15 protein-coding genes are annotated in these 22,821 nt (G+C 73.6%); 5 read left to right on the forward strand and 10 right to left on the reverse strand.

All coding sequences use genetic code 11. The features are described from left to right. Positions 1-63 precede the first annotated feature (63 nt). Both ACGWYJ_RS11355 and ACGWYJ_RS11360 read left to right on the forward strand, forming a co-directional pair. Positions 64-2,235, forward strand: a complete 2,172-nt coding sequence (locus ACGWYJ_RS11355; RefSeq protein ID WP_395105848.1) for a thiamine pyrophosphate-dependent enzyme — start codon at positions 64-66, stop codon at positions 2,233-2,235. 1 nt (position 2,236) lies between these two features. Then, a complete protein-coding gene (locus ACGWYJ_RS11360; RefSeq protein ID WP_395105849.1) occupies positions 2,237-3,019 on the forward strand; it encodes a 2-oxo acid dehydrogenase subunit E2 in 783 nt (260 codons plus the stop codon). Between the two features lie 59 nt (positions 3,020-3,078). Here ACGWYJ_RS11360 and ACGWYJ_RS11365 read toward each other — a convergent pair whose 3' ends face one another. From ACGWYJ_RS11365 to ACGWYJ_RS11375, 3 genes are read right to left on the reverse strand one after another with little or no spacing between them, the layout of a single operon-like run. Continuing rightward, positions 3,079-4,512 (reverse strand): SLC13 family permease, encoded by a 1,434-nt coding sequence (locus ACGWYJ_RS11365; protein ID WP_395105850.1) that lies wholly within the window; start codon positions 4,510-4,512, stop codon positions 3,079-3,081. 42 nt (positions 4,513-4,554) lie between these two features. Beyond that, entirely contained in the window at positions 4,555-7,464 is a 2,910-nt protein-coding gene (locus ACGWYJ_RS11370) for an FAD-binding and (Fe-S)-binding domain-containing protein (RefSeq protein WP_395105851.1), read from the reverse strand. Next, positions 7,461-8,621 (reverse strand): pyridoxal-phosphate-dependent aminotransferase family protein, encoded by a 1,161-nt coding sequence (locus tag ACGWYJ_RS11375; protein ID WP_395105852.1) that lies wholly within the window; start codon positions 8,619-8,621, stop codon positions 7,461-7,463. The genes ACGWYJ_RS11370 and ACGWYJ_RS11375 overlap by 4 nt, the downstream gene beginning before the upstream one ends. Positions 8,622-8,759: 138 nt before the next feature. Between ACGWYJ_RS11375 and ACGWYJ_RS11380 the strand changes: the two genes are divergently transcribed. Both ACGWYJ_RS11380 and ACGWYJ_RS11385 read left to right on the forward strand, forming a co-directional pair. After that, the gene (locus tag ACGWYJ_RS11380) at positions 8,760-9,503 is read left to right on the forward strand and encodes an IclR family transcriptional regulator (RefSeq protein ID WP_395105853.1); all 744 of its coding nucleotides are present in this window, start codon (positions 8,760-8,762) and stop codon (positions 9,501-9,503) included. Between the two features lie 87 nt (positions 9,504-9,590). Next, a complete protein-coding gene (locus ACGWYJ_RS11385; protein WP_395105854.1) occupies positions 9,591-10,562 on the forward strand; it encodes a substrate-binding periplasmic protein in 972 nt (323 codons plus the stop codon). Between the two features lie 33 nt (positions 10,563-10,595). Here ACGWYJ_RS11385 and ACGWYJ_RS11390 read toward each other — a convergent pair whose 3' ends face one another. Genes ACGWYJ_RS11390 through ACGWYJ_RS11410 form a run of 5 tightly spaced genes read right to left on the reverse strand, consistent with a single transcriptional unit; the run spans position 10,596 to position 17,552 of the window. After that, on the reverse strand, positions 10,596-11,459 hold the full coding sequence (locus tag ACGWYJ_RS11390) for a glutamate ABC transporter substrate-binding protein (protein ID WP_395105855.1): 864 nt from the start codon (positions 11,457-11,459) through the stop codon (positions 10,596-10,598). A 1-nt stretch (position 11,460) separates the two neighbouring features. Then, entirely contained in the window at positions 11,461-12,996 is a 1,536-nt protein-coding gene (locus ACGWYJ_RS11395; RefSeq protein WP_395105856.1) for a hypothetical protein, read from the reverse strand. Between the two features lie 2 nt (positions 12,997-12,998). Then, entirely contained in the window at positions 12,999-14,351 is a 1,353-nt protein-coding gene (locus ACGWYJ_RS11400) for a VWA domain-containing protein (protein ID WP_395105857.1), read from the reverse strand. Between the two features lie 7 nt (positions 14,352-14,358). Further along, on the reverse strand, positions 14,359-16,482 hold the full coding sequence (locus tag ACGWYJ_RS11405; RefSeq protein ID WP_395105858.1) for a tetratricopeptide repeat protein: 2,124 nt from the start codon (positions 16,480-16,482) through the stop codon (positions 14,359-14,361). Next, complete coding sequence (locus tag ACGWYJ_RS11410) at positions 16,479-17,552, reverse strand: hypothetical protein (protein WP_395105859.1); 1,074 nt, start codon at positions 17,550-17,552, stop codon at positions 16,479-16,481. Before ACGWYJ_RS11410 ends, ACGWYJ_RS11405 begins: the two co-directional genes overlap by 4 nt. Before the next feature lie 179 nt (positions 17,553-17,731). Here ACGWYJ_RS11410 and polA point away from each other — a divergent pair, with 179 nt between their 5' ends. Beyond that, entirely contained in the window at positions 17,732-20,404 is a 2,673-nt protein-coding gene (gene polA, locus ACGWYJ_RS11415) for a DNA polymerase I (RefSeq protein ID WP_395105860.1), read from the forward strand. A 7-nt stretch (positions 20,405-20,411) separates the two neighbouring features. On the opposite strand, the gene ACGWYJ_RS11420 is transcribed toward polA, so the two are convergent. Then, positions 20,412-21,044, reverse strand: coding sequence for a uridine kinase (locus ACGWYJ_RS11420; protein WP_395105861.1), 633 nt, complete (start codon positions 21,042-21,044; stop codon positions 20,412-20,414). Positions 21,045-21,124: 80 nt separating this feature from the next. Continuing rightward, on the reverse strand, positions 21,125-22,699 hold the full coding sequence (locus ACGWYJ_RS11425) for a sulfatase (RefSeq protein ID WP_395105862.1): 1,575 nt from the start codon (positions 22,697-22,699) through the stop codon (positions 21,125-21,127). Positions 22,700-22,821 lie beyond the last annotated feature (122 nt).

Consider the following 22,821-nt stretch of genomic DNA (forward strand, 5'->3'; position numbering starts at 1 on the left):
CCAGCGCATGTCACGCTGAAAGCACTACAAACGATTGCACCACAGCGAAACGCGGGAGCGGCCATGCCCCGGCATCAGCGGCTCGATCCTCACGCGCCCTGGGTGGAGATCGGCGCGACCGACTCCGACTGGGACGTGGCCGATCCGTCACTGCTCACCTCGATGCTCGCGCACCTGGTCCTCATCAGGACGTTCGAGGAGTACGTCCTCGACCTCGCCAAGAACGGGCTCGTCCACGGCCCGGCGCACTCCAGCATCGGGCAGGAGGGCGGGGCGGTCGGCTCGATCCTTCCCCTCACCAGCCAGGACACCGTGAACGGCTCGCACCGGGGGCATCACCAGTTCCTCGCCAAGGCCCTCGCCCATGTCGAGCCCAAGGGCATCGACCCGGCACGCGAGTTCTCCCCCGAGGTGCGCGCCGTCCTGCTGAGGACGCTCGCCGAGATCTGCGGGCTGGACCGCGGGTTCTCGCACGGGCGCGGCGGCTCCATGCATCTGCGGTGGCCGGAGGCGGGCGCGATCGGCACCAACGCCATCGTCGGCGGCGGGGTGCCGCTGGCAGCCGGTTCGGCCTGGGCGCACCAACGGGCCGGGACCGACAACGTGGCGGTCACCTACTTCGGGGACGGCGCCGCCAACATCGGGTCGACGCTGGAGACGTTCAACCTCGCCGCCGCCTGGCGGCTGCCGCTGTGCTTCTTCATCGAGAACAACCAGTACGCCGTCTCCACCAGCGTCCGGGAGGCCACGGGCGAGCCGCGGCTGTCCGGGCGCGGCCCGGGCTTCGGCATCCCCAGCTGGAAGGTGGACGGGATGGACCCCCTGGCCGTCCACCTGGCCATGGAGGAGGCCCTGGCGCACCTGCGCGGCGGCCACGGCCCGGCGGTGATCGAGGCGGACGTGTACCGCTACTTCCACCAGAACGGCCCCTTCCCCGGCAGCGCGTTCGGCTACCGCAGCAAGGAGGAGGAGCGCGAGTGGCGGGCGCGCGACCCGATCGAGCGGGTGCGCGGGCACCTGGCCCGGCGCGGCGTCCTGGCGCGCGAGGACGGCGAGGCGTTCATCGGACGGGCGCGGGCGCTGATGGCGGAGATCGGCGACGAGCTGGTCGAACAGATCCCGGGCGAGCGCCCGGGACGCCGCCGGATCAAGGCCGCGGAGTGGCCCTCGCCGGACTTCGCGCATGTCGGCGTGCGCGGCGACCTGAGCGAGTTCGAGGGGGCGCGGTTCGCCGAGCGCGAGACGTTCACCGGGGCGCTGGCCGAGCAGAAGTTCATCGACGCCGTGTCGGGCGTGATGGCGCGGCGGATGGCCACCGACGACCGGATCATCGTGCTGGGCGAGGACGTGCACCGGCTCAACGGCGGCACCAACGGCGCCACCCGCGGCCTCGCCGCCGCCCACCCCGACCGCGTCCTGGGCACGCCCATCAGCGAGAACGCGTTCACCGGGCTCGCCGGAGGCATGGCGCTGGACGGCCGGTACCGGCCCGTCGTGGAGCTGATGTACGCCGACTTCATGTGGGTCGCGGCCGACCAGATCTTCAACCAGATCGGCAAGGCCCGGCACATGTTCGGCGGCGAGGACGGCGTGCCGCTCGTGCTGCGCAGCAAGGTCGCCATGGGCACCGGGTACGGCTCGCAGCACTCCATGGACCCGGCGGGGATCTTCGCCACCGCCCCCGGCTGGCGGATCGCCGCCCCCACCACGCCGTTCGACTACGTCGGGATGATGAACAGCGCGCTGCGCTGCGAGGACCCGGTGGTCGTCCTCGAACACGTGGACCTGTACACCTCCACGGGCCCCGGCCCCGTGGACGACCTGGACTACTGCATCCCCATCGGCCGCGCCGCCGTCAGACGGACGGGGTCACGGGTGACCGTCCTGACCTATCTGGCGATGACGCCCATCGTGCTGCAGGTCGCGGACGAGGTGGACGCCGAGGTGATCGACCTGCGCTGGCTGGACCGCGCCGGCGTGGACTGGGAGACGATCGGCGCCAGCGTCCGCAAGACCAACAACGTCCTGATCGCCGAGCAGGGGCCGGTGGGCGCCTCCTACGGCGGCTGGCTGGCCGACGAGCTCCAGCGCCGCCTCTTCGACTGGCTCGACCAGCCGGTGCAGCGGGTGACCGGGGGCGAGGCGTCCCCGAGCATCAGCAAGGTGCTGGAACGCGCGGCGATCGCCGGGGCCGAGGAGGTCAGGGCCAAGCTCGCCGAGATGACGGCGTACTGACATGGCCGCGCGCGTCTTCGCCAGCCCGAATGCCCGCCGCCTGGCGCGGGAGGCGGGCCTGCGCATCGACGACCTCACCGGGACGGGTCCGGGCGGCCGCATCATCGGCCGTGACGTGCGGGCCGCGCTCCGTGCCCCTGTGCCTACCTCTGTGCCCGCTGTGCCCGCCACCGCCCCTGCACGCACGGGCGGCCCGCAGATCTCCGTGCGGGCCACGGTGCGGGTCCGCCGGTTGCTGAAGTTGCGCGACCGGCTGAACGACGACGGCGAGCCGGAGCGGATCTCGCTGGACGATCTGCTGGTCAGGGCCGCCGCCCGCGCGCACCGCCTCACCCGTGCGATGAACCCGTCCGCCGAGCCGGACGTGAACATGGACATGGACGTGGCCGTCGCGATCCCCACCGCCCGCGGCCTGGTGACGCCCGTGCTGAAGGGCGCCGACGGGATGCCGCTGTCCGCCCTCGCCGCCGCGCTCCGCGACCTCTCGGCACGTGCGGACGAACTGCGCGCGGACGAGACGGGCGGCGGCTCCCTCACCGTGATCGATCTGGGCTCGTACGGGACGGAGGAGGTCGACGCGGCCGTGTCGCCCTCCCGTCCGGCGGTCCTGGCGGTCGGCGCCGTCCACGAGGAGCCGGTCGTGAGAAAGGGACGTGTGAAGCCGGCCCAGGTCATGAAGGTGACGCTCTCCGTCGATCCCCGTGTCATCGAGGTCACCGCCGCGGCCGACTGGATGCGGACGTTCGTCGGGCTCCTCCGCGATCCCGTCCGCGTCCTCCTCTGACCCCGTGGGGGCGGGAGGGCGCGCCGGCCCCGCATCGCGCGGGGCCGGCGCGCCCGGTCTCAGTCGAGCCAGCCGGGGGCGATGAGGAAGAGCCAGGCGGCGGTCGGGGCGAGGACGACGATCCCCGCGCCGTAGACCAGCAGCCTGCGGTAGAAGACCTCGCGCGCCATGCCGCGCACGTTGGCGACCAGCAGCGCGCCGGTGGTGGAGAACGGGCTGATGTCCACGATCGACGAGGAGATCGCCAGCGCCACGATCACGCCGACCACGCCGATCTCCCCGGTCTGCAGGAACGGCACGGCCAGCGGGATCAGCGCGCCCAGGATCCCGACCGTGGAGGCGAACGCCGACACCACGCCGCCGACGTAGCAGATCAGCAGCCCGGCCAGCAGCGGGGCGCCGATGCCCGCCACCGCGTCGCCGACGTAGTCGATGGTGCCCATCTCCTCCATCACCCCGACATAGGTGACCACCCCGCCGATCAGCAGCACGGTCGGCCAGGCGATCTTCTCCACCGCGCCCTTGTGCGCCTTCGGCGAGGTGATCGCCAGGACGACGGCGATGGTGATGGCGACCAGGCCCACGTCCAGCTCGAACGCCAGGGTGGCGACGCAGAGGACGAGGATCCCGGTGAGGGTGAGGATCTGGTGGGGCGTCAGCCGCAGGTCGCGCGCCGGGGCGGACTCCGGCCCGCCCGTCCCCGCGGGCTCCTTGCCGGTCTTGGTGGCGGTGGTCGCCGCCCTGCCGTCGGTGCTGGTGCCGGTGTCGGCGCCGGTGTCGGTCACGCCTTCCCTGGACGGGTCGACTCCGGACGCGGGCTTCCCGCCGCCGGGTACGGACACGGCCGTCCCGCCGTCCGCTCCGTCCGTGGGCTGGATGCGGCGCTGGTGCACGAGGGCGAAACCGCCGAAGATCACGAAGGCGATCGCGCCGCAGACCACGTTGAACACCAGGCTGCCGAGGAACAGCGCGAGATCGTTGCCCTCCAGCCCGGCCTCGTCCAGGACGCCGTTGACGATGCCGCCCAGCACGCTGATGGGGGAGAACGCCCCCGCGTTGGTGCCGTGCGCGACCAGGACGCCGATCAGCATGGCGTTGATGCCGTACTCGGCGGCGAACCCGAAGGCGATGGGCGCGAGAATCGCGGCGACCGCCGGGGCGGGCGCGCCGATGGCCGTGAAGAGGGCGGCGAGCAGGAACATCACGATGGGGATGGCGACGATCCTGCCGCGCACCGCCCGCACGGACGCGCGGACGACCCAGTCGATGGTCCCGTTGTTGGTGGCGATCGCGAACAGGTACGTGACGCCGACCAGGATCGCGAACAGGCCGCCGGGGAAGGCGCCGACGATGTCGTCCTCGGACATCTCCGCGACCAGCGTCCCGACGAGGAACGCGCCGGCCAGGGCCAGCGCGCCCAGATTGATGGGCAGGACGGTGGCGATGACGAACATCGCCACCAAGGCGAGGATCGATATCAGTTCGGGTGACACGGTGGGGCGTCTCCGTTCTCCCCCGAATGGCGGTAGGGCGGATCAGGGCGGGGCGAGCGCGCGGTGCACGAGCTCGACGGGATGGGCGGCGGCGCGGCCGCAGCCGTGCTCGATCTGCTGGCGGCAGGACACGCCGGTCGCGGCGATCAGGGTCTCCGGGGGCTCGGCGGCCACGGCGGGGAACAGCCGCAGCCCTCCGATCCGCATGGACAGGTCGTAGTGCTCGGACTCGAACCCGAACGAGCCGGCCATCCCGCAGCACCCGGCGTCCAGCTCGTGGACGTCGGCGCCGGGGATGCGTTCGAGCAGGGCACGGGTGGACGCGGTGCCGGTGACGGCCTTCTCGTGGCAGTGGCCGTGGAAGAGGATCCTCCGGCCGGCGGGTTCCGCGTCCGGATCGAGGCGCAGGGAGCCGTCGTCGACGGCCTCGACGAGCAGGTCCTGGACGAGCCGCGCCGCGCCCGACACGACGCCGACACGGTCGTCGCCGGGGAGCAGCGCGGCGTACTCGTCCCGCAGCGTGAGCAGGCAGGACGGTTCGACGCCCGCGATGGGGACGCCGGCGGCCGCCGCGGGCGTCAGCGCGTCCAGCATCGCGGCGGCCTGCTCGCGGGCGCGGTCCAGCAGGCCCTTGGACAGCGCGGGTCGTCCGCAGCAGGCGCGGCCCCCGGTCAGCCGCACCCGCCAGCCCGCGCGTTCGAGCAGCTCGACGGCGGCGCGTCCGGTGCCGGGGCCGGTGTAGGCGGTGAAGGAGTCGGCGAGCAGGATCACCTCCCCTCGCGGGAACGGGCCTTCGGGTGCGGGCCGCCGCGCGAACCAGCGCGGCAGGGTGTCGCGGCGGAACGCGGGCAGCGGGCGGTGCCGGCTGATGCCGAGCCCCCGGTCCAGGACGGCGCGCGCGGCGCCCGCCCGTCCCGCCAGGTTGGACAGCGGGGCGAGCAGCGCGCCGAGCCTGTTGAGCCGCCGGATCGACCCGAACGCGCGGGCGCGCAGCGGCGTGCCGTGCGCGGCGTGGTAGTGGTACAGCGCCTCGCTCTTGAGCGAGGCCATGTCGACGCCCAGCGGGCATTCGGACTTGCACGCCTTGCACTCCAGGCACAGGTCCAGCACCTCGTGCAGCCGCTCGTCCCCGAGCGCGGCCTTCGGGTCCGGCTGGGACAGCGCCTTGACCAGCGCGTTGGCGCGCCCGCGCGTGGAGTGCTCCTCCTCGCGGGTGGCCATGTAGGAGGGGCACATCACCCCGGTCGCGTCCTTGCGGCAGGCGCCGATGTTCTGGCAGCGGTCGGCGGCGTCCCGCATCCCGCCCGCGGGGAAGGCGAGCCGGGTGGCCAGCGGGACGGCGGCGGGCAGCGCGCGGTCGCGCAGGTTGCCGGTCATCGGCGGGGCGTCGACGACCTTGCCGGGATTCAGCCGCCCCTCGGGGTCGAACAGCCGCTTGACCGCCCGCATCGCCTCGTACCGGTCCGCGCCGAACAGCCGCCGGTTGAACTCCGAGCGGGCCAGGCCGTCGCCGTGCTCGCTGGAGTTGACCCCGCCGTACCGGGCGACCAGCTCGGAGATCTCCCCGGCGACCGCGCGCATCGTCTCGACCTGGCCGGGTTCCCGCACGTCCACGAACGGGCGGATGTGCAGGCAGCCGACCGAGCAGTGCCCGTAGAACCCGGCGTGCAGCCCGTGCCGGTCCAGCACGTCCGCGAACTCGCGGACGTAGGGTTCGAGCCGGTCGGGCGGGACGGCGGTGTCCTCGACGAACGCCAGCGGCCTGCGGGTGCCCGTGCTGGACGCCATCAGCAGCCCGAGCCCGGCCCTGCGCACCTTCCGCACGGCCGCCTGCGTCCCGGGCGTCAGCGCGCGGAGCGTGTGGTAGCCGTGCCCGCCGCGCTCCCACGCCGCCGCCAGCCTCTCGACCCGCGCGGCGACCTCGCCGTCGTCGTCGCCGAAGAACTCCACGAACAGCAGGGCGCGCGGCTCGCCCTCCAGGATCCCCGACAGGCCCGCGTACTCGACCCGCTGCCGGGACAGCCGCAGGATCGTGTCGTCCATCAGCTCGACGGACGCGGCGTTCAGGGCCAGCGCGTCCCCGGTCGCGGCGATCGCCGCCGGGGTGGACGTGAAGTGCCCGACCGCGATCGCCCGCGCCTTGGGCCGCTCCACCAGCCGCACCTCGGCCTCGGTCACGACGGCGAGGGTGCCCTCCGACCCGACGATGAGCTTCGCCGGGTCGAGGCGGGTGCCGTCCCACGCCCGGTCGAGCCGGTACCCGCCCGAGTGCCGCCAGTACGGCGGGAACCCGTCCGGCTTGGCGGCCCGCTCCAGCAGGCCGGGCAGCACCCGGTAGATGCGCCCTTCGAGGCCGCCGCGGGCGCGTCCACGGGCGCGCGCCTCGTCCAGCGCGACCGGTTCGAGCCGCGCCCGCGAGGCGTCGGACAGGACGACCTCCAGCCGCTCCACGTGGTCGATCGTCGACCCGTACAGCACCGAGTGGCTGCCTGCGGAATTGTTGCCGATCATCCCGCCGAGGGTGGCGCGGTCGCTGGTGGAGGTGTCCGGGCCGAACACCAGCCCGTGCGCCGCCGCGGCCCGGTTGAGCTGGTCCTGCACGACCCCCGGCTGGACGACGGCGCGCCGCGACCCCGGGTCGATCTCCACGATCCGGTTCAGGTGCCGGGAGCAGTCGAACACGATGGCCCGCCCGACCGTCTGCCCGGCCAGGCTCGTGCCGCCGCCGCGCGGCAGGACGGGGACGCCCAGCGCCCCCGCGGTCTCCACGATCGCGGCGATGTCCGCGGCGTGCCGGGGGAACGCGACCGCGAGCGGCTCGATCGCGTACATGCTGGCGTCGGCCGAGTACAGGTGGCGGGTGTAGTCGTCGATCCGTACCGAGCCCTCCAGGACGGGCGCGAGCGCCGCGCGGATCTCCTCGGGAGCCGGGGAGTCCGCGGGGGCCGTCATGCCCGCTCCAGGACGGACAGCGCGGCCGTCACGCCGCCGCGCTCGATCGGGACGCCCGCGGCGGCGAGGCCCAGCTCGACCCCCGCCAGCGTCCCGGCCAGCGACAGGTCGTCGAACCGCCCGAGATGGCCGATCCGGAAGACCCGCCCGGCGAGCCTCCCGAGCCCGGTGCCGAGCGACATGTCGAAGCGTTCCAGGATGATCCGGCGGACCTTGTCGGCGTCGTGGGGCTCCGGCAGCAGCACGGCGGTCAGCGAGCTGGAGTACTCGCGGGGGTCGGCGCACAGCACCTCCAGGCCCCACGCGCGCACCGCCGCACGCGTCGCCTCGGCGTGCCGGTCATGCCGGGCGAACACCGCGGGCAGCCCCTCCTCTTCGAGCATCGTCAGCGCCTCGCGCAGCCCGTACAGCAGGTTCGTGGGCGGCGTGTAGGGGTAGAAGCCGTCCCGGTTGGCGGCCAGGATCGGCTCCCAGTCCCAGTACGAGCGGGGGAGCCGCGCGGACCGTGACGCCTCCAGGGCCTTCTCGCTCACGGCGTTCAGGCCCAGCCCCGGCGGCAGCATCAGCCCCTTCTGCGAGCAGCCGACCGTGACGTCCGCGCCCCATGCGTCGTGCCGGTAGTCCATCGAGCCCAGCGACGAGATCGTGTCGACCAGCAGCAGCGCCGGATGACCGGCCCGGTCGAGGGCCGCGCGCACCTCCGGGACGCGGCTGCGCACCCCGGTCGAGGTCTCGTTGTGGACGACCATGACCGCCTTGATCTCGTGCGCGGGGTCGGCGGCGAGCCGTTCGGCGATGGCGTCCGGGTCGGCGCCGTGCCGCCAGTCCCCGGGCAGGAACTCCACCGGCAGCCCCAGCCGCTCGGCCATGTCCCGCCACAGCGTGGCGAAGTGCCCGGTCTCGCAGGCCAGCACGCGGTCACCCGGGGAGAGGGTGTTGACCAGCGCGGCCTCCCACGCGCCGGTGCCCGAGGACGGATAGATGATCACCGGGCCGCCGGTGCCGAACACCGGTTTCAGCCGCTCCAGCAGGTCGAGGGCCAAGGCGGCGAACGCGGGCCCGCGATGGTCGATGGTCGGCGCCGCGATGGCCCGCAGCACTCGATCGGGGACGTTGGTCGGTCCGGGGATCTGAAGGTGATGCCGCCCACCGGCCACGCTTCTCCGCCTCTCCGCTCACCGATGCCGTACCGTGACACGGCACACGTTCCGTACAGAGGTACAGGGAGAGTAAATTCGTCGTTGGATGCCGTCAATGCGTGCCGCCGTCCGGCGGAATCCTGTCTGGGAGGGCGCGTGCAGAACGTGGTGAACACCCTCCGGATCCTGGAGGAGGTGGCGGTCCGGCAGCCGGTCGGCGTGGGGGAGCTGTCCCGCGTCCTGGACCTGCCCAAGAGCACCGTCCAGCGGGCGCTGCGCACGCTCGCCACCGCGGGCTGGATCCGCCCGGCGGGAGGCGAGGTCACCCGCTGGGTGCTGACCGCCAAGGCGCTGCACGTGGGACGGCACGCCACCGGCGAGCTGAGCCTGCGCGACGCGGCCGTGCCGGTGATGGAGGACCTGCGCCGGACCACCGAGGAGACCATCCACCTGGCGGTGCCCGAAGGCGACAGCGCCGTGCTGATCGAACGGCTGGAGACGCCCAAGGTGCTGCGGATCATCCTGCCGCTCGGCAAAACGCTTCCAGTGCACGCCTCCGCCAACGGCAAGGCGATCCTCGCGCACAGCCCGCCCGAGGTGATCGAACGGCACCTGACGGGCGGACTGGTCCGGCACACCGCCACCACCATCACCGACCCCGGCAGGTTGCGCGCGGAACTGGCGCTGATCCGCGAACGCGGGTACTCGACCAACGGCGGCGAGTGGCGCGACGACATCGCGGCGGTCGCGGCGCCGGTGCTGGGCCGGGACGGCAGGCCGGTGGCCGCGATCAGCGTCTCCGTCCCGTCCATGCGGATGACCGCGGACCTCTACCCCGAGTACGGGCGGCTGGTCATCGAGGCCGCGGCGACCCTCGCCGAGCGCCTGTCCACAAGATGAGCACCCGGATGAGAGCTCTGAGTGCGCGATTCATGCCGAATAGGTGATCCATCCCGGACCGGAACCGGCCCCTGGCAGCATTGGCGCATGATCGATCGACTCTGGGGCGTCCGGCCCGCGGCCGTGGCGGCGGTGGTGGCCGTGGCGGCGCTGGGCCTCTCCGGATGCCTCGTCCCCAAAACCTTCCGGAACGACGGTGGCGGCGACGCCGGAGCCAAAGCCACGTCGGCGTCGTCCGTGCCCGCCTCTCCGCGCCTGCCGCCCGTGACGGGACCGATGGAGAAGATGCCGTCCGGCACCAAGGTGCCGCTCGTCCGCCCCGGACGGCTGACGATCTGCGAGGGCTTCGCGGGATCCCCGTACATCGCGCCGAAGGGCGGCACGACCGTTCCCGGGCGGCAGGGCGGGGGCACCGCGGAGGGCTTCGACGTCGACCTGCTGATCCTGGTGGCCGAGCGGCTCGGGGTCACCCCGCTGGTGACGCCCGTCCAGTCGCTCGACCTGGTGCAGGGGACGGCGATGAGGCAGGGCCGGTGCGACCTGGCCGCCGGCGCCTTCCCGGACAACGCCTACACCAGGAAGCTGTTCCTGCCCAGCGCCCCGTACCTGCGGCGCGGACCGGCCATCCTCACCGGCGCCGGGGCGCGCCACACCTCGCTGGCGTCCCTCGCCGGCAAGCGCGTCGGCGTCATCGAGGGCGACGTCGTGGGCGACGAGGCGATCAAGCGGCACAACGCCCAGGGAGGCACGCCCATCCTGGTGCAGAGGACCGAGCGGGCGATCATCGAGTACATGCTGCTGAGCGGCCGGTTGGACGCGGCCGTGGTCGACGGCGGCCTGGCCCTGTACCTGGTGAACAGGCGCGTGCGGGACGGCAGGCTGCGCATCGGCGCGGAACTCGGCCCGATGGAGAACGTGGTGTTCGGCATCCGTCCCGGCAACAAGGCGCTGGCCCGGCAGGTCAACGCGGCCCTCGCGGACGCGGCGCGCAACGGCCGGTACGCCAGGGCGTACGCGAACTGGTTCGGGACCGCCCCGAAATGGGTGCCCACCGGCTGAGACCGCCCGGCACGGCCCTTCGCGCCCGGCGGCTCAGGAGCAGCCGACGAACTCGGGAACGGTGGTGACGACCTCCAGGTCCACCGAACCGAACCGCTGCTGGAGCAGGGTCTCGGCGGCGCCGCTCTGGTACATCTCGGTGAGGATCCGGTTGACCCTCTGGCAGCCCTTCACATCGCCCTTCCTCAGGCCCACCCCGTACCGCTCGCTGGTGAAGGGGGCGTTGACCATCTTGACGTCCGTGCGGTCGGGGCCGACGAACCCCGCCAGGATCAGGTCGTCGGTGGAGACCGCGTCGACCTGCCCCTTGACCAGCAGATCGACGCACGCGCTGTAGGACGGGGACGGCACCAGCCGGGCGTCCACCCCGCGCTCCTCGGTGACCCGCCGCCACGAATGCGACCCGTCGACCGCGCAGAGCCGCCTGCCCTCCAGGTCCTGGACGGACGCGATCTCGGTCTCGGCGCCGCGGACGAGGATGTCCTGGCGCGCGACGTAGTACGGCCCGGCGAAGGTGACCAGCTGCTGCCGCTCGGGCGTGATCGAGTAGGTGGCGAACACCAGGTCGACGACGCCGTTCCGCAGCACCGCCTCCCGCTCGCTGGACGGCGTCGGATGGAACCTGACGCGGTCGGGCGGCACCCCGAGCCGTCCGGCGACGTACCCGGCGACGTCGACGTCGAAGCCCCTGAACGTGCCGTCGGGCAGGCGCAGGCCCAGTCCGGGCTGGTCCGGCTTGACCCCGATCACCAGCGAGTCGGCGTCCAGGATCGACGAGCCCGCCGTCATCCGGCCGGGCGGGTGGCCGGGCAGGGCCACCACGACCGCCACCGTGACCAGGACGGCCAGGGCGACGGCGTTCCACGCGGCGCGCGCCGCCCGCTGTCTCCCGCACATGTCAGCCGTGCTCCTCTCCGCCCGTGGGAGGCGTGCCCAGGTACTCGCGCAGGCGCGGCCACACCCCGGCGACCAGCAGCGCGGCGATCACCAGGGCGGACACGGGCAGCGCCCACCTCCAGACCGCCAGCGCCGACTCGCCACCGCGCACGGTCCGCTCGGTCACGACCCGGTGGCGCCCGGAGGTGGCGTCCAGTTCCTGGTCGTGCTGCCGGAACGCGGGATGCGGCAGATGGGTCAGGCCGGGATCCAGATGTGTCCTCGCCGCCTGGTCGGCGCGCTCGGCGGCGGCCAGCCGCCGGACGGCCCGGTCGTTCCTCTGGTACGCCCGGTAGTACGACAGCAGCCGGACGAGCACCCGATGCTCGGCGGGCGTCGCGACCCTCCGCGCGCGGGCTCCGTAGAAGCCGCCGAAGCCGATCGCCCGCGGGTCGCGGGCATAGCGCGCGAGCCGCTGCTCCAGTTGCGTGTAGTATTCCTCCAGGTCGCTCACTCCGGCGATGTAGAGGATCGCCTGGGACTTCTCCAGGTACGTCTGGTCGTAGCGGTCGGCCTCACCCGGGTCCAGCAGGGCGCGGTTGCGGTCGGCGTCCAGGCTCTTGGCCAGCGACTGCATGCGGGACAGCGCGAGCACGGGATCGAAGCCGTCCTCCTTGGCCACGCGCAGCCGGTCCGCCTCGGTGGCCAGTGCGGACCCGCCCACCACCGCCAGCCCGGCCAGCGCCACCGTCGCCGCCGCCAGCAGCGGGCTGACCAGCCGCCGGAACCGCACCGCCAGGTAGATCTGCAACGTCACCAGCGCCAGGATCCCCGCGGTGCCCAGGGCGATCACCCTGCCCCGTTCCCACCGGATGGCCGAGCGCTCCTCCTTGTAGGTGGAGTCGACGATCGCCGCTCCGTCCAGCGTGAGGTTGCCGGCCTTCGGCAGCAGGTCCTGGGTCATCAGCGCGGTCGCCGCCCGGTACTCCGCCGCCGCGCTCGCCGGGAGCGCCCCGTAGGCGTGCTCGCTGCGGCTGCCCAGCTCCATGGCGGCCTGCACCCGCCGGTCGTACTGGTGCAGCCCGTCCAGCACCGCCTGGACGGTGCGCAGCCGGACGGGGTCGTCCTCGGCCAGCCGCGCCGCCTGGAGCATGGCGCGCTGGGCGTCCTCGCGGCGCAGGTCGTAGTAGTAGCGGGGCGGGTTGCGCCGGCAGTCGCCGCCGTCCCCGCCGGGCTCGCACAGCCAGCCCTCCTCGTCGCCCGTCATCAGCACGTTGGCGACCTGCGCGTCCATGTCGCTGAGCGCCAGGGCGACGTCGCCGGTCGCGACGACCATCGGGCCCTCGTCGTGCCCGACGGCCCGCAGCGCCTCGCGCGCGTCCGCGATGCCGAGGCCGATGACGGAGCACAGGGCGGTGAGCGAGAGCAGCACGAGCGCGGTCAGCGCCCGCACGCGCCCCGGCGTGGTGCCGACGCGGAAGAGCCGGAGCGCGCGGGAGATCCGCGTGCCCCCGGGCAGCCGCAGGACCCGGGGGAGCCGCACCACCTTGGACGCCACGCTCAGCCCTCGGCCCCGCCCTCGCGCCAGGACGGTTGCTCCGGCGGCGGGCGCATGGACTCGCTCGAATGGGTGTCGAGGCCGACGATGTCGGCCCTGCGGACCTGGCCGGGCGGCTTGAGGATCCCGCTCTCCGGGTCGGCGAACCGGTCCAGCCGGATCGAGATCTCCTCGCTGCCGGTCTCCGCCGCCAGCCTGCGCGCCCGCGAGTGCGCCACCGCCGCGGCCCTCGCGTCGCCCGCCTCGTGCGACCTGAGCAGCCGCTGCGAGGCGTCCGCCAGCTCCTCCAGCTTCCGGTAGTGCACGACCGACGGGTCGTGCAGGGACGACAGCGCCTCGTCGCCGGTCCAGGTGGCCAGCACCTGACCGGTGGCCCGCGGCCGGTCCGGCGGCTCTCCGGGCAGCACCGCGGAGACGCGGGCGGCCAGCATGGTCTGGTCCGGCTCGCCGGGCGGCACCGTCACGCACAGGTGGTACTCGCGGTCCTCCACGCCCCAGATGCCGGTCGGGAACTCGGCGGTCTTCGGCCCGGGGGCGTTCGAGCCCGTCTCGGCCCAGCCACCGGCCAGATCGCGCAGCGCCGGGTACACCTGCTTGAAGAAACGCAGCGTGGCGTTGTGCGGCGTCCACACCCGCAGCGTCACGTCGGCGACCGCCTTGCCCATCGCCTGCTCGATCATCTCGGCGAAGTCGGCGGCCAGGTCCCCGGGGTCGGCGACCATGCCGAACCGGCCGAGCAGCCGGGCCGACACCCGGCGCAGCTCCGCGGGCTCCCAGTCGGCGCCCACCCCGCGGCTGTCGCACACGAACCGGCCGGCGCAGCGGTCCAGCGCGGCGTCCAGATCCTCGGGGGTCTCGTGCTCGTTCTTGCCGTCGGTCAGCAGCACGGCGTGCCTGATCGGGTGGTCGTCCTCGGCGAACAGCTCCGCGGCCAGGCTCAGCCAGCGGCCGATCCTGGTGCCGCCGCCCGCCGACAGCCGGGAGATCGCCAGATGCGCGTCCCGCCTGGTCGTCTCGGTGAACCGGGCCAGCAGCCGGTCGCGGGGGTACACCATCGCCGCGTCCGCGGCGCCCGCGATCACGGCGAAGTCGACGCCCGGCCGCAGCGCGTCCACGGCCGCCCGCGCCGCGCGCTTGGCCGCCACCAGCCGCGCGCCCAGCATCGACCCGGAGGTGTCGACGATGATGACCTCGGCGGCGGGGCGCGGGGCGCCGCGGATGGCCGAGGCGTCGCCCATCGCCCGGACCTTCGCGATGGCGTGGACCTCCGTCTCGGCCACGGCGAGATACGGGTTCTGATGGATCTCGATCGTGAGCTCGGGAGGGTCGCCGGACGGTCCGCTCATCGTCTGCATGCCGCCTTCACAGGAGGGTCATGGGCCGTACCGCGTTGGCCTTGTCCACCAGCGCGTGCTTGGCGTCGGTGTCGGTGGCGAGCCAGGCAAGCTCGCGGTAGGTGCGTTCCAGCCTGCGCCGCAGGCTGCGCAGGGTCAGCTTGGTGCCGATCAGGTCCGTGTCGGGATGCTCGTCCTGGCCGGTCTGGATCCAGGCGAGCCCGCCTTCCAGCACCTCGGCCTCCAGCCGCCTGCGCAGCACGCCGTCGATGCGGGAGTGGCCGAGCCGCCGGGCCGCCGCCAGCAGCGCCTCCCTGGACAGGTCCGAGGACGGGCGCCCGCGCAGGCCCGCCGCCATGGCCGCCAACTGCGCGGCGCCGTAGTGCCGGGACAGCGACGGCACCTCGTCCAGGGCGCGCACCGCGCCGTCCCGGTCGCCCATGGCCAGGCGGACGCGGGCCAAGCCGAAGGCCGCGCTGAGGTAGCCGTGGTCGGTGCGCCACACACTCTCGTAGTGCCGGGCCGCCCCGGCGAAGTCACCGGCGTCCTCGCGGCAGAACGCCAGCGCCAGCTTGGGCGCGGCCTCGCCCGGCATCCGCGTGTAGAGGTAATCGAACATCCGCCCTGCGGCCCGGTGCCGTCCCGCCGCCAGGGTGGCGACCGCCCGGTACCAGTCGACACGCCAGTCCTTGTGCGGGCTCTCGCCGAGCAGGGCGAGCAGCGCCTCCGCCTCCGCCTGGCGACCCAGGTCGAGGTACGCCCCCGCCAGGACGAGCCGTTCCTCCAGCGAGGAGATCCGCGGGCCGCGCGGCGCCGTCAGCTTCTCGACGATCTCCCGCGGCTCGTGCCCGGCCAGGTCCGGCAGGCCGGGCGCCCCGTCCGACCCGGACACCACGGGCACGGGCAGCGCGGTCACCGCCGACCTGGGCGTGAGCGGCGCGGGCGCGGGCGCCGCCGCGCCGGTCGCGATGATGCCCGCGCCGACCACCGCCCGTTCCCGTCCGAACAGGGTGGACGGCACCGGCCAGGGCTCGGAGTTGCGGGGCGCCGACACGGCCTCGCGCAGCACCCCGAACAGCTGCTCCTCCATCTCGGCCGCGTCGGCGAACCGATCCGCCGGGTCGTCGGCGGTGGCGCGCCGCAGCAGCCGGTGGTAGGAGTCGAACCGCTCCAGCAGCGGCGCCGACTCGCGCTCCGGCAGGCCGTACTCGGCGTCCTGCATGGGCCCCGGCGGCAGGCTGAGCATGGCCATGGTGCGGCCCACCGTGTACAGGTCCGAGCGGATCGACGGCTGCTCGCCGCGGATCGCCACCTCGGGCGCCATGAACCTGGGCGTCCCGACACCGTGCGCGGTGCCGTCCATCGGCTGCGCGCCGCCCAGGTCGATCAGGGTGAGCCGCCGCTCGCACTGCATGACGTTCGACGGCTTGAGGTCGCAGTACAGCAGCCCCTGGGAGTGCAGGTAGGCCAGCGCCCGCAGCATCTCGATCCCGTAGGCGATGACGTGCTCGACGGGGAGCACCGCGTCCTTGTCCGCCCTGCGCCTCTCGTTCAGCAGGGCCTGCAAGGTGCGTCCGCCGACGTACTCCATCACGATGTAGCGCTGGACGTCCGCGGGGCCGGTGCCGGGCTCCGGCGCGGGATGCTGGACGAAGTTGTGGATCTTCACGATGTTCGGGTAGTTCACCGCGGCGAGCGCGGCGCGCTCGGCCTCCGGGACGTCCGCGACGTCGGGGTCGGTCCCGCGCAGGCCCTTCAGCGCCACCCAGTGGCCCACGTTGTTGTCGTAGGCCAGGTAGACCCAGCCCATCCCGCCGCGCCCCAGGCAGCCCTCGACGCGGTACTGCCCGCCGACCAGCTCGCCCGGCCGCAGCCGCGCGCCCTCGCCCGAGGTCGGGGTGAGCTTGAGCCTCTTCGGGTCCTGGTACGGGACGGAGTCCACCCCGGCCATCTCCAGCGGGCCGTAACGCGCGAAACGCAGCGGTGCCGGAGCCGGGGACTCCGGTTGCGGTGCCGGCACGGCCGGACGCGGCGTCCCGGTGCCGTACCCGCCCGAGCCTCCACGGTCGGTGAGCGGTGGCGGCGCGAACCCGCAGTAGTCGCAGAAGCCGTTGGTGATGGTGCCTTGGCCGCAACGGGTGCATTCGTTCATCGGCCGCCTCCGTGCAAGCCGCTGACGTAGCGCTCCAGTGCCGCCTCGGCCTCCACCAGGTCGCATGGCTTCGCCTTGAGCAGGTCCCGGACCCGTTCCCGGAGCCGGTCCAGATGCTTGTCCTCGGCGCGGCCCAGATCGTGGGCCATCGCCTCGTACGAGGTCAGCCTGCCCCGCAGCTCCTTGTGGTGACGCATCGGCGCCTTGACCGCGCGCAAAGCCTCCCGGGCCTCGCCGAGGGCGGTCTCGGAGGCGCCCTCGGCCTCGGCGAGACGCACGGGGACGTCCTTCCAGAGGCGGTTCAGGCGCGCCTCGTCCAGCGAGGCGAGGCGGTCGCGCAGCACGGCGGTCGGATCGGGCACCTCGGGCACGGGGGAGCAGATCGCCCGGACTGTCTTCGCCCGCACCCGCCGTGCCTCGGCCAGGGTCTCCTCCACCTCGGCGAGGCGCTCCTCGACCGCGCCGATCCTCTCCCCGTAGTCCCGGCCCGCCCCGATCTGCGCCGGGCACATGCAGATCCACGCCTCGCAGTCGGTCGCCTTCACCACGACCTGGACCCGCCGGTAGTCGCCCGGCAGGTAGCCGCGCCGCTGCTGGATGACCGAGCGGTGGAACTCGGCGGAGCTGATGAACGCCAGGTCGCCGGTCGCCGTCCGCAGCTCCTCCCGCAGGGCGGGCGCGTCCAGTAGCCGGAACACCAGGTTGAGCTCGGTTCCGACGACGCCCTCGGTGTCGTGCCGCACGTACCCCGCGTGCAGCGCCACCCGGAGCCTGATGCGGCAGCGCGCGTCCGCCGACCGGTTGTAGCGGCCCAGCTCGGCGGCCAGCTCGAACGGCAGCGGCTCCACCAGCCGGGCCTGCGGGCCGTCCACCGGGACGAGGAAGAACCCCCCGTCCCCGCGGTCCTCGTGGTAGGCGGCGGGGACGTCGGACGCGGCGAAGGCGCGCTCCAGCGCCGCGTACATCCCCTTCCGCATCCGCATCTGGTCGGGGTCGCGGCGGTCGGGACGGGTGAAGCCCTCGATGTCGACGCAGACGATCGCCCGGTACGTGGCGTGGGGGGAACTCATCGCATCTCCGACTCGCGCGAGCGGCGTGACGGCACGCGGGCGCGACCCCGCTCGCGCCGCCGCGCCCAGGCGAATCACCGGTCATGATAGGGGCGGCATGTCACACAGAGTAGGTCGAACGACACAACCGGGATCCGGGAGCACCGCGGACTGTCGGTGGGACCTGCGAAGATGTGGCCATGACCGAAAGGCCCCGGCTGCTCCTCCTCGACGGACACTCGCTGGCCTACCGGGCCTACCACGCGCTCCCCGTGGAGAACTTCAGCACCACCGGCGGCCAGCCCACCAACGTGATCTACGGCTTCGCCAACATGCTGGCGAACGTGCTGCGCGACGAGCGGCCGACGCACGCCGCGGTCGCCTTCGACGTGTCCAGGCAGACGTTCCGCACCGAGGCGTTCCCCGAGTACAAGGCCACCAGGGCGCGGTCGCCGGAGGGCTTCGGCGACCAGCTGAAGATCCTCGACGAGCTGCTGGCCGCCGTGGGCATCACCACGCTGCGGGTCCCGGGGTACGAGGCCGACGACATCATCGCCACCCTCGCCACGCGGGCCGTGCCGGCGGGTCACGAGGTGCTGATCATGACCGGCGACCGGGACGTGCTGCAACTGGTCGGCCCCCAGGTCACGGTCCTGTACTTCTACCGGACGGCCTCGGAGCTGATCCGCTACACGCCCCAGCGGGTCGAGGAGAAGTACGGGCTCACCCCCGCGCAGTACCCCGACTTCGCGGCGCTGCGCGGCGATCCGTCCGACAACCTGCCGAGCATCCCCGGCATCGGGGAGAAGACCGCGGCCAAGTGGATCCGCGAGCACGGCTCGCTCGCCGCACTGCTCGACTCGGCCGACCAGGTGAAGGGCAAGGCCGGCGAGAGGCTGCGGGCCGCCGCCGGCACGGTGCGGCTGAACCGGCGGCTGACCGAGCTGGTGCGCGACGTCGACCTGCCGGTGAGCCTGGACGATCTGCGGCGCCGCCCCTACGACCTGCGGACGTTCAGCTCGCTGCTGGACGACCTGGAGTTCCGCAACGCCAGCATCCGGCAGCGGCTGTTCGCCGCTGATCCGGGCGGGGGAGCGGCCCCTTCCGCGCCCGAGCGCGCGGGGATCAAGGGCGAGCCGCTGAAGGGCCGCGAGCTGGGGCCGGGCGAGCTTCCCGAGTGGTTCCGGACGCGGGCCTTCCCGGCGGGGGCCGGCGCCGCCGCGATCCCCGTCGCGCTGGCCGCCGAATGGACCTGGGCGCGGGGTGAGGGCGACATCGCCCGCATCGCCCTGGCCACCGCCGACGGATTCGCCGCGTGCTTCGAGCCCGCGAGGATGACCGAGTCCGACGAGCGCGCGTTCACCGCGTGGCTCGCCGACCCGGGGCGTCCCAAGGCCCTGCACGATGTGAAGTCGCTGCTGCGCGTGTTCGGGGAGCGCGGGTGGCGCCTTGACGGCGTCGCCACCGACACGGCGGTCGCGGCCTACCTGCTGCTGCCCGGCCTCGCCGCGTACGGCATCCCCGACCTGGCCTCCCGTTACCTCGGGCGGCGCCCGCCCGGCGAAGGGGCCGCGGGGTGCATGTTGCAGGCGCGGGCCGTCCTGGAGCTGGCCGACAGGTTCACCGCCGAGCTGGACGGCACCGGCATGGAGGACGTCCTGAACGACGTCGAGCTGCCGCTGGCCGATCTGCTGGCCCGGATGGAACGCGCCGGGGTGTGCGTGGACGCGCCGCTGCTGCGCGAGCTGGAACGGCACTTCGAGGGCGAGATGGAACGGGCCGCGGAAGAGGCCGCCGCGATCGCCGGGCACCCGTTCAACCCGGGCTCCACCAAGCAGGTGCAGGAAGTGCTGTTCGGAGAGCTGGGCCTGCCCAAGACCAAGAAGATCAAGTCCGGATACTCGACCGACGTGGACGCGCTGACCTGGCTCGCCACCCAGACCGACAACGGGCTCCCGGAGATCCTGCTGCGCCATCGCGACCAGTCCAGGCTGCGGATGACCGTGGCCGGGCTGCTCCGGGAGATCGGCGCGGACGGCCGGGTGCACACCACGTTCCAGCAGACCGTCGCGGCCACCGGGCGCCTCACCTCCACCGAGCCCAACCTCCAGGTGATCCCGATCCGCACCGAGGAGGGGCGGCGGATCCGGCGGGCGTTCGTGCCGGGGGAGGGCTACGAGTCGCTGCTGACCGCCGACTACGGCCAGCTCGAACTGCGCGTCATGGCCCACCTCTCCCAGGACCCGACGCTCATCGCCGCGTTCGCCTCCGGCGAGGACCTGCACACCACCATGGCCGCGCGGGTCTTCGGGGTCGCGCCGGGCGCCGTCACCGCCGACCAGCGCCGCAAGATCAAGGCGATGTCGTACGGGCTCGCCTACGGCCTGTCGGCGTTCGGGCTCGCCCGGCAGCTGGGCATCGCCGTGGGCGAGGCGCGCCCGCTGATGGACGCCTACTTCGAGCGCCTCGGCGGCGTCCGCGACTACCTCGACCACACCGTCCAGGAGGCCCGCCACACCGGCTACACGCGCACGATCCTCGGCCGCCGCCGCTACCTTCCGCACCTGACCAGCGAGAACCGGCAGCGCCGCGAGACCGCCGAGCGGATGGCGCTGAACGCCCCCATCCAGGGCTCGGCCGCCGACATCGTCAAGATCGCGATGCTCCGGGTGGACGCGGCGCTCGCCGAGGCGGGGCTCCGCAGCCGGCTGCTGCTCCAGGTCCACGACGAGCTGGTGCTGGAGGTGGCGCCCGGCGAGGGCGACGCGGTGCGCGAGCTGGTCCACGACCGGATGGCCACCGCCTACCCGATCTCCGTCGGCCTGGAGGTCGCCACCGGCATCGGCCCGGACTGGAACACCGCGGCCCACTGAGGGCGGGTCAGTCCGCGGCGAGGATCAGGGCCGGGTGGCCGGGGTCGTCCATCTTGATCGCCATGTCGGCCCGCGCGGTGGGACGCGCCTCGTTCTCGTAACGGGTGTAGGCGGGCAGCGTCCAGCGTTCGTCGTCGGGCGTGCGGCGGGCCAGGGCGGCGGGGGACATGCTCAGATGGACGGTCAGGTCGAACGGGAGGCCGCGGCCGAGGAGCAGCGACCCGTCCAGCAGCAGCACGCCGCCCGCGGGAAGGGTCACGTAGCGGGCCCGGGTCGCCCTGTCGCGGACGCTGTCCCACAGGCTGGGCAGCACCTTCCCCGTGCCGCCGGGCTCCAGCGGTCCCAGGACCTCACGGACGAGGCCGTTCTCGTCGAGCCATGCGTCGTAGAAGACATCGGGGTCGTACCGTCCGAACTCGTACCTGAGCGAGGCCGGGCGCAGGAAGTCGCGCGCCGACACCCGCAGGACGTCCCGTCCCCGGGCGCGCACCGGCTCGACCAGGGAGTCGGCGAGGCGGCCGGGGCCGGCGGGCGGGGCGCCGTCCACCGCGACCCGCAGCCATTGGCCGGGCGAGGCCGCCGCGATGCGCTCGCACAGCTCCTCCACGACGAGGCCGGGCGAGATCGGGCGTGCGCGCATCCTCTCATCCTGCAACACGCGCCGGTCCGGCCACGCCCACGCCCGCCTATGAGCCGCCGGCCGGGGCCTGCCCGTGCCCGCTACTGGGCGTCCTGCCGTCCGAAGGCGGTCAGGAACCTGTCGCGGAAGTCGTTCATCCGCCAGACGGGGGAGTCCGGGGCGGGCTTGAGGCCGTCCTGCCAGCCCCAGCCGGAGATCCTGTCCAGCACGGCCCGGTCCTTGGCCACGATCGTGATCGGCACGTCGTGGCTCGCGCCCGCGCCGGTGATCAGCGGGGCGGGCTGGTGGTCGCCGAGGAACACCAGCACCAGGTTCTCGTCGCCGTGCCTCTCCACGTAGCCGATGAGGGCGTTCAGCGAGTACTCGATGGAACGCCGGTACTCGCCGCGCATCTTGTCGCGCGACGGCCAGGCCGCGTTGTAGCCCTTGCCCATGCCGTTGAACGCCGAGCCGTCCCCGACCGCGTTCCAGTCGATGAGGCTCGGGATCGACGCCCACGGGGCGTGGCTGGACACCAGCGGGATCGTCGCCATGACGGGCGCGCGGCCACGCCGGTCGCGTTCGAGGCGCTCGAACGCCGCCAGGGTGTACTGGTCGGGCATGGTGGCGTAGCTGAACCGCGGGCCGCGGTATCCGAGGTCGGACGCGCCGTACACGCGGTCGAAGCCGTAGAAGCGCCCCTCGGGCCAGGCGCGGGTGATGCCCGGCATGACGGCGACCGTGCGCCAGTCCGCGCGGTGGAAGGCGGCGTTCAGGGTGAAGCGGTCACTGGCGACCAGGTCGCTGTAGCGCCGCGGGTTGTCGATCCAGAGTCCCGACAACAGCGTCGCGTGCGCGAGCCAGCTTCCGCCGCCCGCCGTGGAGGAGGTGAGCCACGCGCTGCGCGAACCGTACCCGGCCGCGCGCAGCCTGCGGGTCCCCTCATCGAGCACCCCGCCGACTCCGGGGGCGTACTCGGGGTCCTCGACGGCGCTGCGCCCGTAGCTCTCGATGAACGCGACGACCACGTCCTTGCCGCGCAGCCCGGTCAGCAACCGGTCGCCGGGGACGCCGCGGAACCGGTCGACGCGTGCCTCCTTGGCGAACGCCGCCCGGTCGCGCAGACCCTCGTACACCCGGTGCCCCTGGTCGTAGGCGAGCTGGGCGGCGCCGCCCGTCGCGACCGGCACGCCCGGGACGATCTGCGCCCCGAGCAGCGCGCAGACGGCCCAGAGCGCGCCCAGCACGCCCACGGCGCCGGTCGCGGCGCTCCCGTGCCGGAGCGCGACCCCCGCCAGGCGCCGTACCGACAGCGTCATGACGGCGATCATCCCGGCGGCGAGCAGCACGACCAGCACCACGACGCCGACCCGGCCCGCCGTGCCGTACGAGCTCTTCACGAAGTCCAGGCCCGCGCCGAGCAGGCTCCAGTCGTGCACCGGGTCGAAGGGCCGCGCCAGCACCCCGCCGAACCCCAGGTCGAAGATCTTCAGGATGGCCAGCAGGCCGAGCGCCGTGCCCGCCGCTGTGCCTACCACTGTGCCCACCACGCGCCGTGGCCGCCACCGCGGGATCAGGAGGAGGCCGGCGGCCAGGACGGCGTCCGCCGGGATCCGCAGGAACGCCGCGGGGGTGACGTGGCCGAGGTCGTCGGGGACGACCAGCACGAACAGCACGGGCAGCGAGGCCAGGACGGTGAGGGCGCGCCTGACGACGGTGCCGCGCCGGGAGCGGGCGGGACGCTCCGCGTCCTGTGCCGTGCCCTCGGCGGTGTCCTCGGTCGTGCGCTCGGCCGTCG

Origin of the sequence: Actinomadura sp. SCN-SB (assembly GCF_043906805.1) — a bacterium.
Lineage (GTDB): Bacteria > Actinomycetota > Actinomycetes > Streptosporangiales > Streptosporangiaceae > Spirillospora.

What these genes read in the sequence shown, in the direction of transcription:
- ACGWYJ_RS11385 (WP_395105854.1), top strand. Translation starts at nt 9,591, where the DNA reads ATGATCGATCGACTCTGGGGCGTCCGGCCCGCGGCCGTGGCGGCGGTG.
- ACGWYJ_RS11405 (WP_395105858.1), bottom strand. Translation starts at nt 16,482, where the DNA reads ATGAACGAATGCACCCGTTGCGGCCAAGGCACCATCACCAACGGCTTC.
- ACGWYJ_RS11410 (WP_395105859.1), bottom strand. Translation starts at nt 17,552, where the DNA reads ATGAGTTCCCCCCACGCCACGTACCGGGCGATCGTCTGCGTCGACATC.
- ACGWYJ_RS11420 (WP_395105861.1), bottom strand. Translation starts at nt 21,044, where the DNA reads ATGCGCGCACGCCCGATCTCGCCCGGCCTCGTCGTGGAGGAGCTGTGC.
- ACGWYJ_RS11390 (WP_395105855.1), bottom strand. Translation starts at nt 11,459, where the DNA reads ATGTGCGGGAGACAGCGGGCGGCGCGCGCCGCGTGGAACGCCGTCGCC.
- ACGWYJ_RS11400 (WP_395105857.1), bottom strand. Translation starts at nt 14,351, where the DNA reads ATGCAGACGATGAGCGGACCGTCCGGCGACCCTCCCGAGCTCACGATC.
- ACGWYJ_RS11370 (WP_395105851.1), bottom strand. Translation starts at nt 7,464, where the DNA reads ATGACGGCCCCCGCGGACTCCCCGGCTCCCGAGGAGATCCGCGCGGCG.
- ACGWYJ_RS11360 (WP_395105849.1), top strand. Translation starts at nt 2,237, where the DNA reads ATGGCCGCGCGCGTCTTCGCCAGCCCGAATGCCCGCCGCCTGGCGCGG.
- polA (WP_395105860.1), top strand. Translation starts at nt 17,732, where the DNA reads ATGACCGAAAGGCCCCGGCTGCTCCTCCTCGACGGACACTCGCTGGCC.
- ACGWYJ_RS11355 (WP_395105848.1), top strand. Translation starts at nt 64, where the DNA reads ATGCCCCGGCATCAGCGGCTCGATCCTCACGCGCCCTGGGTGGAGATC.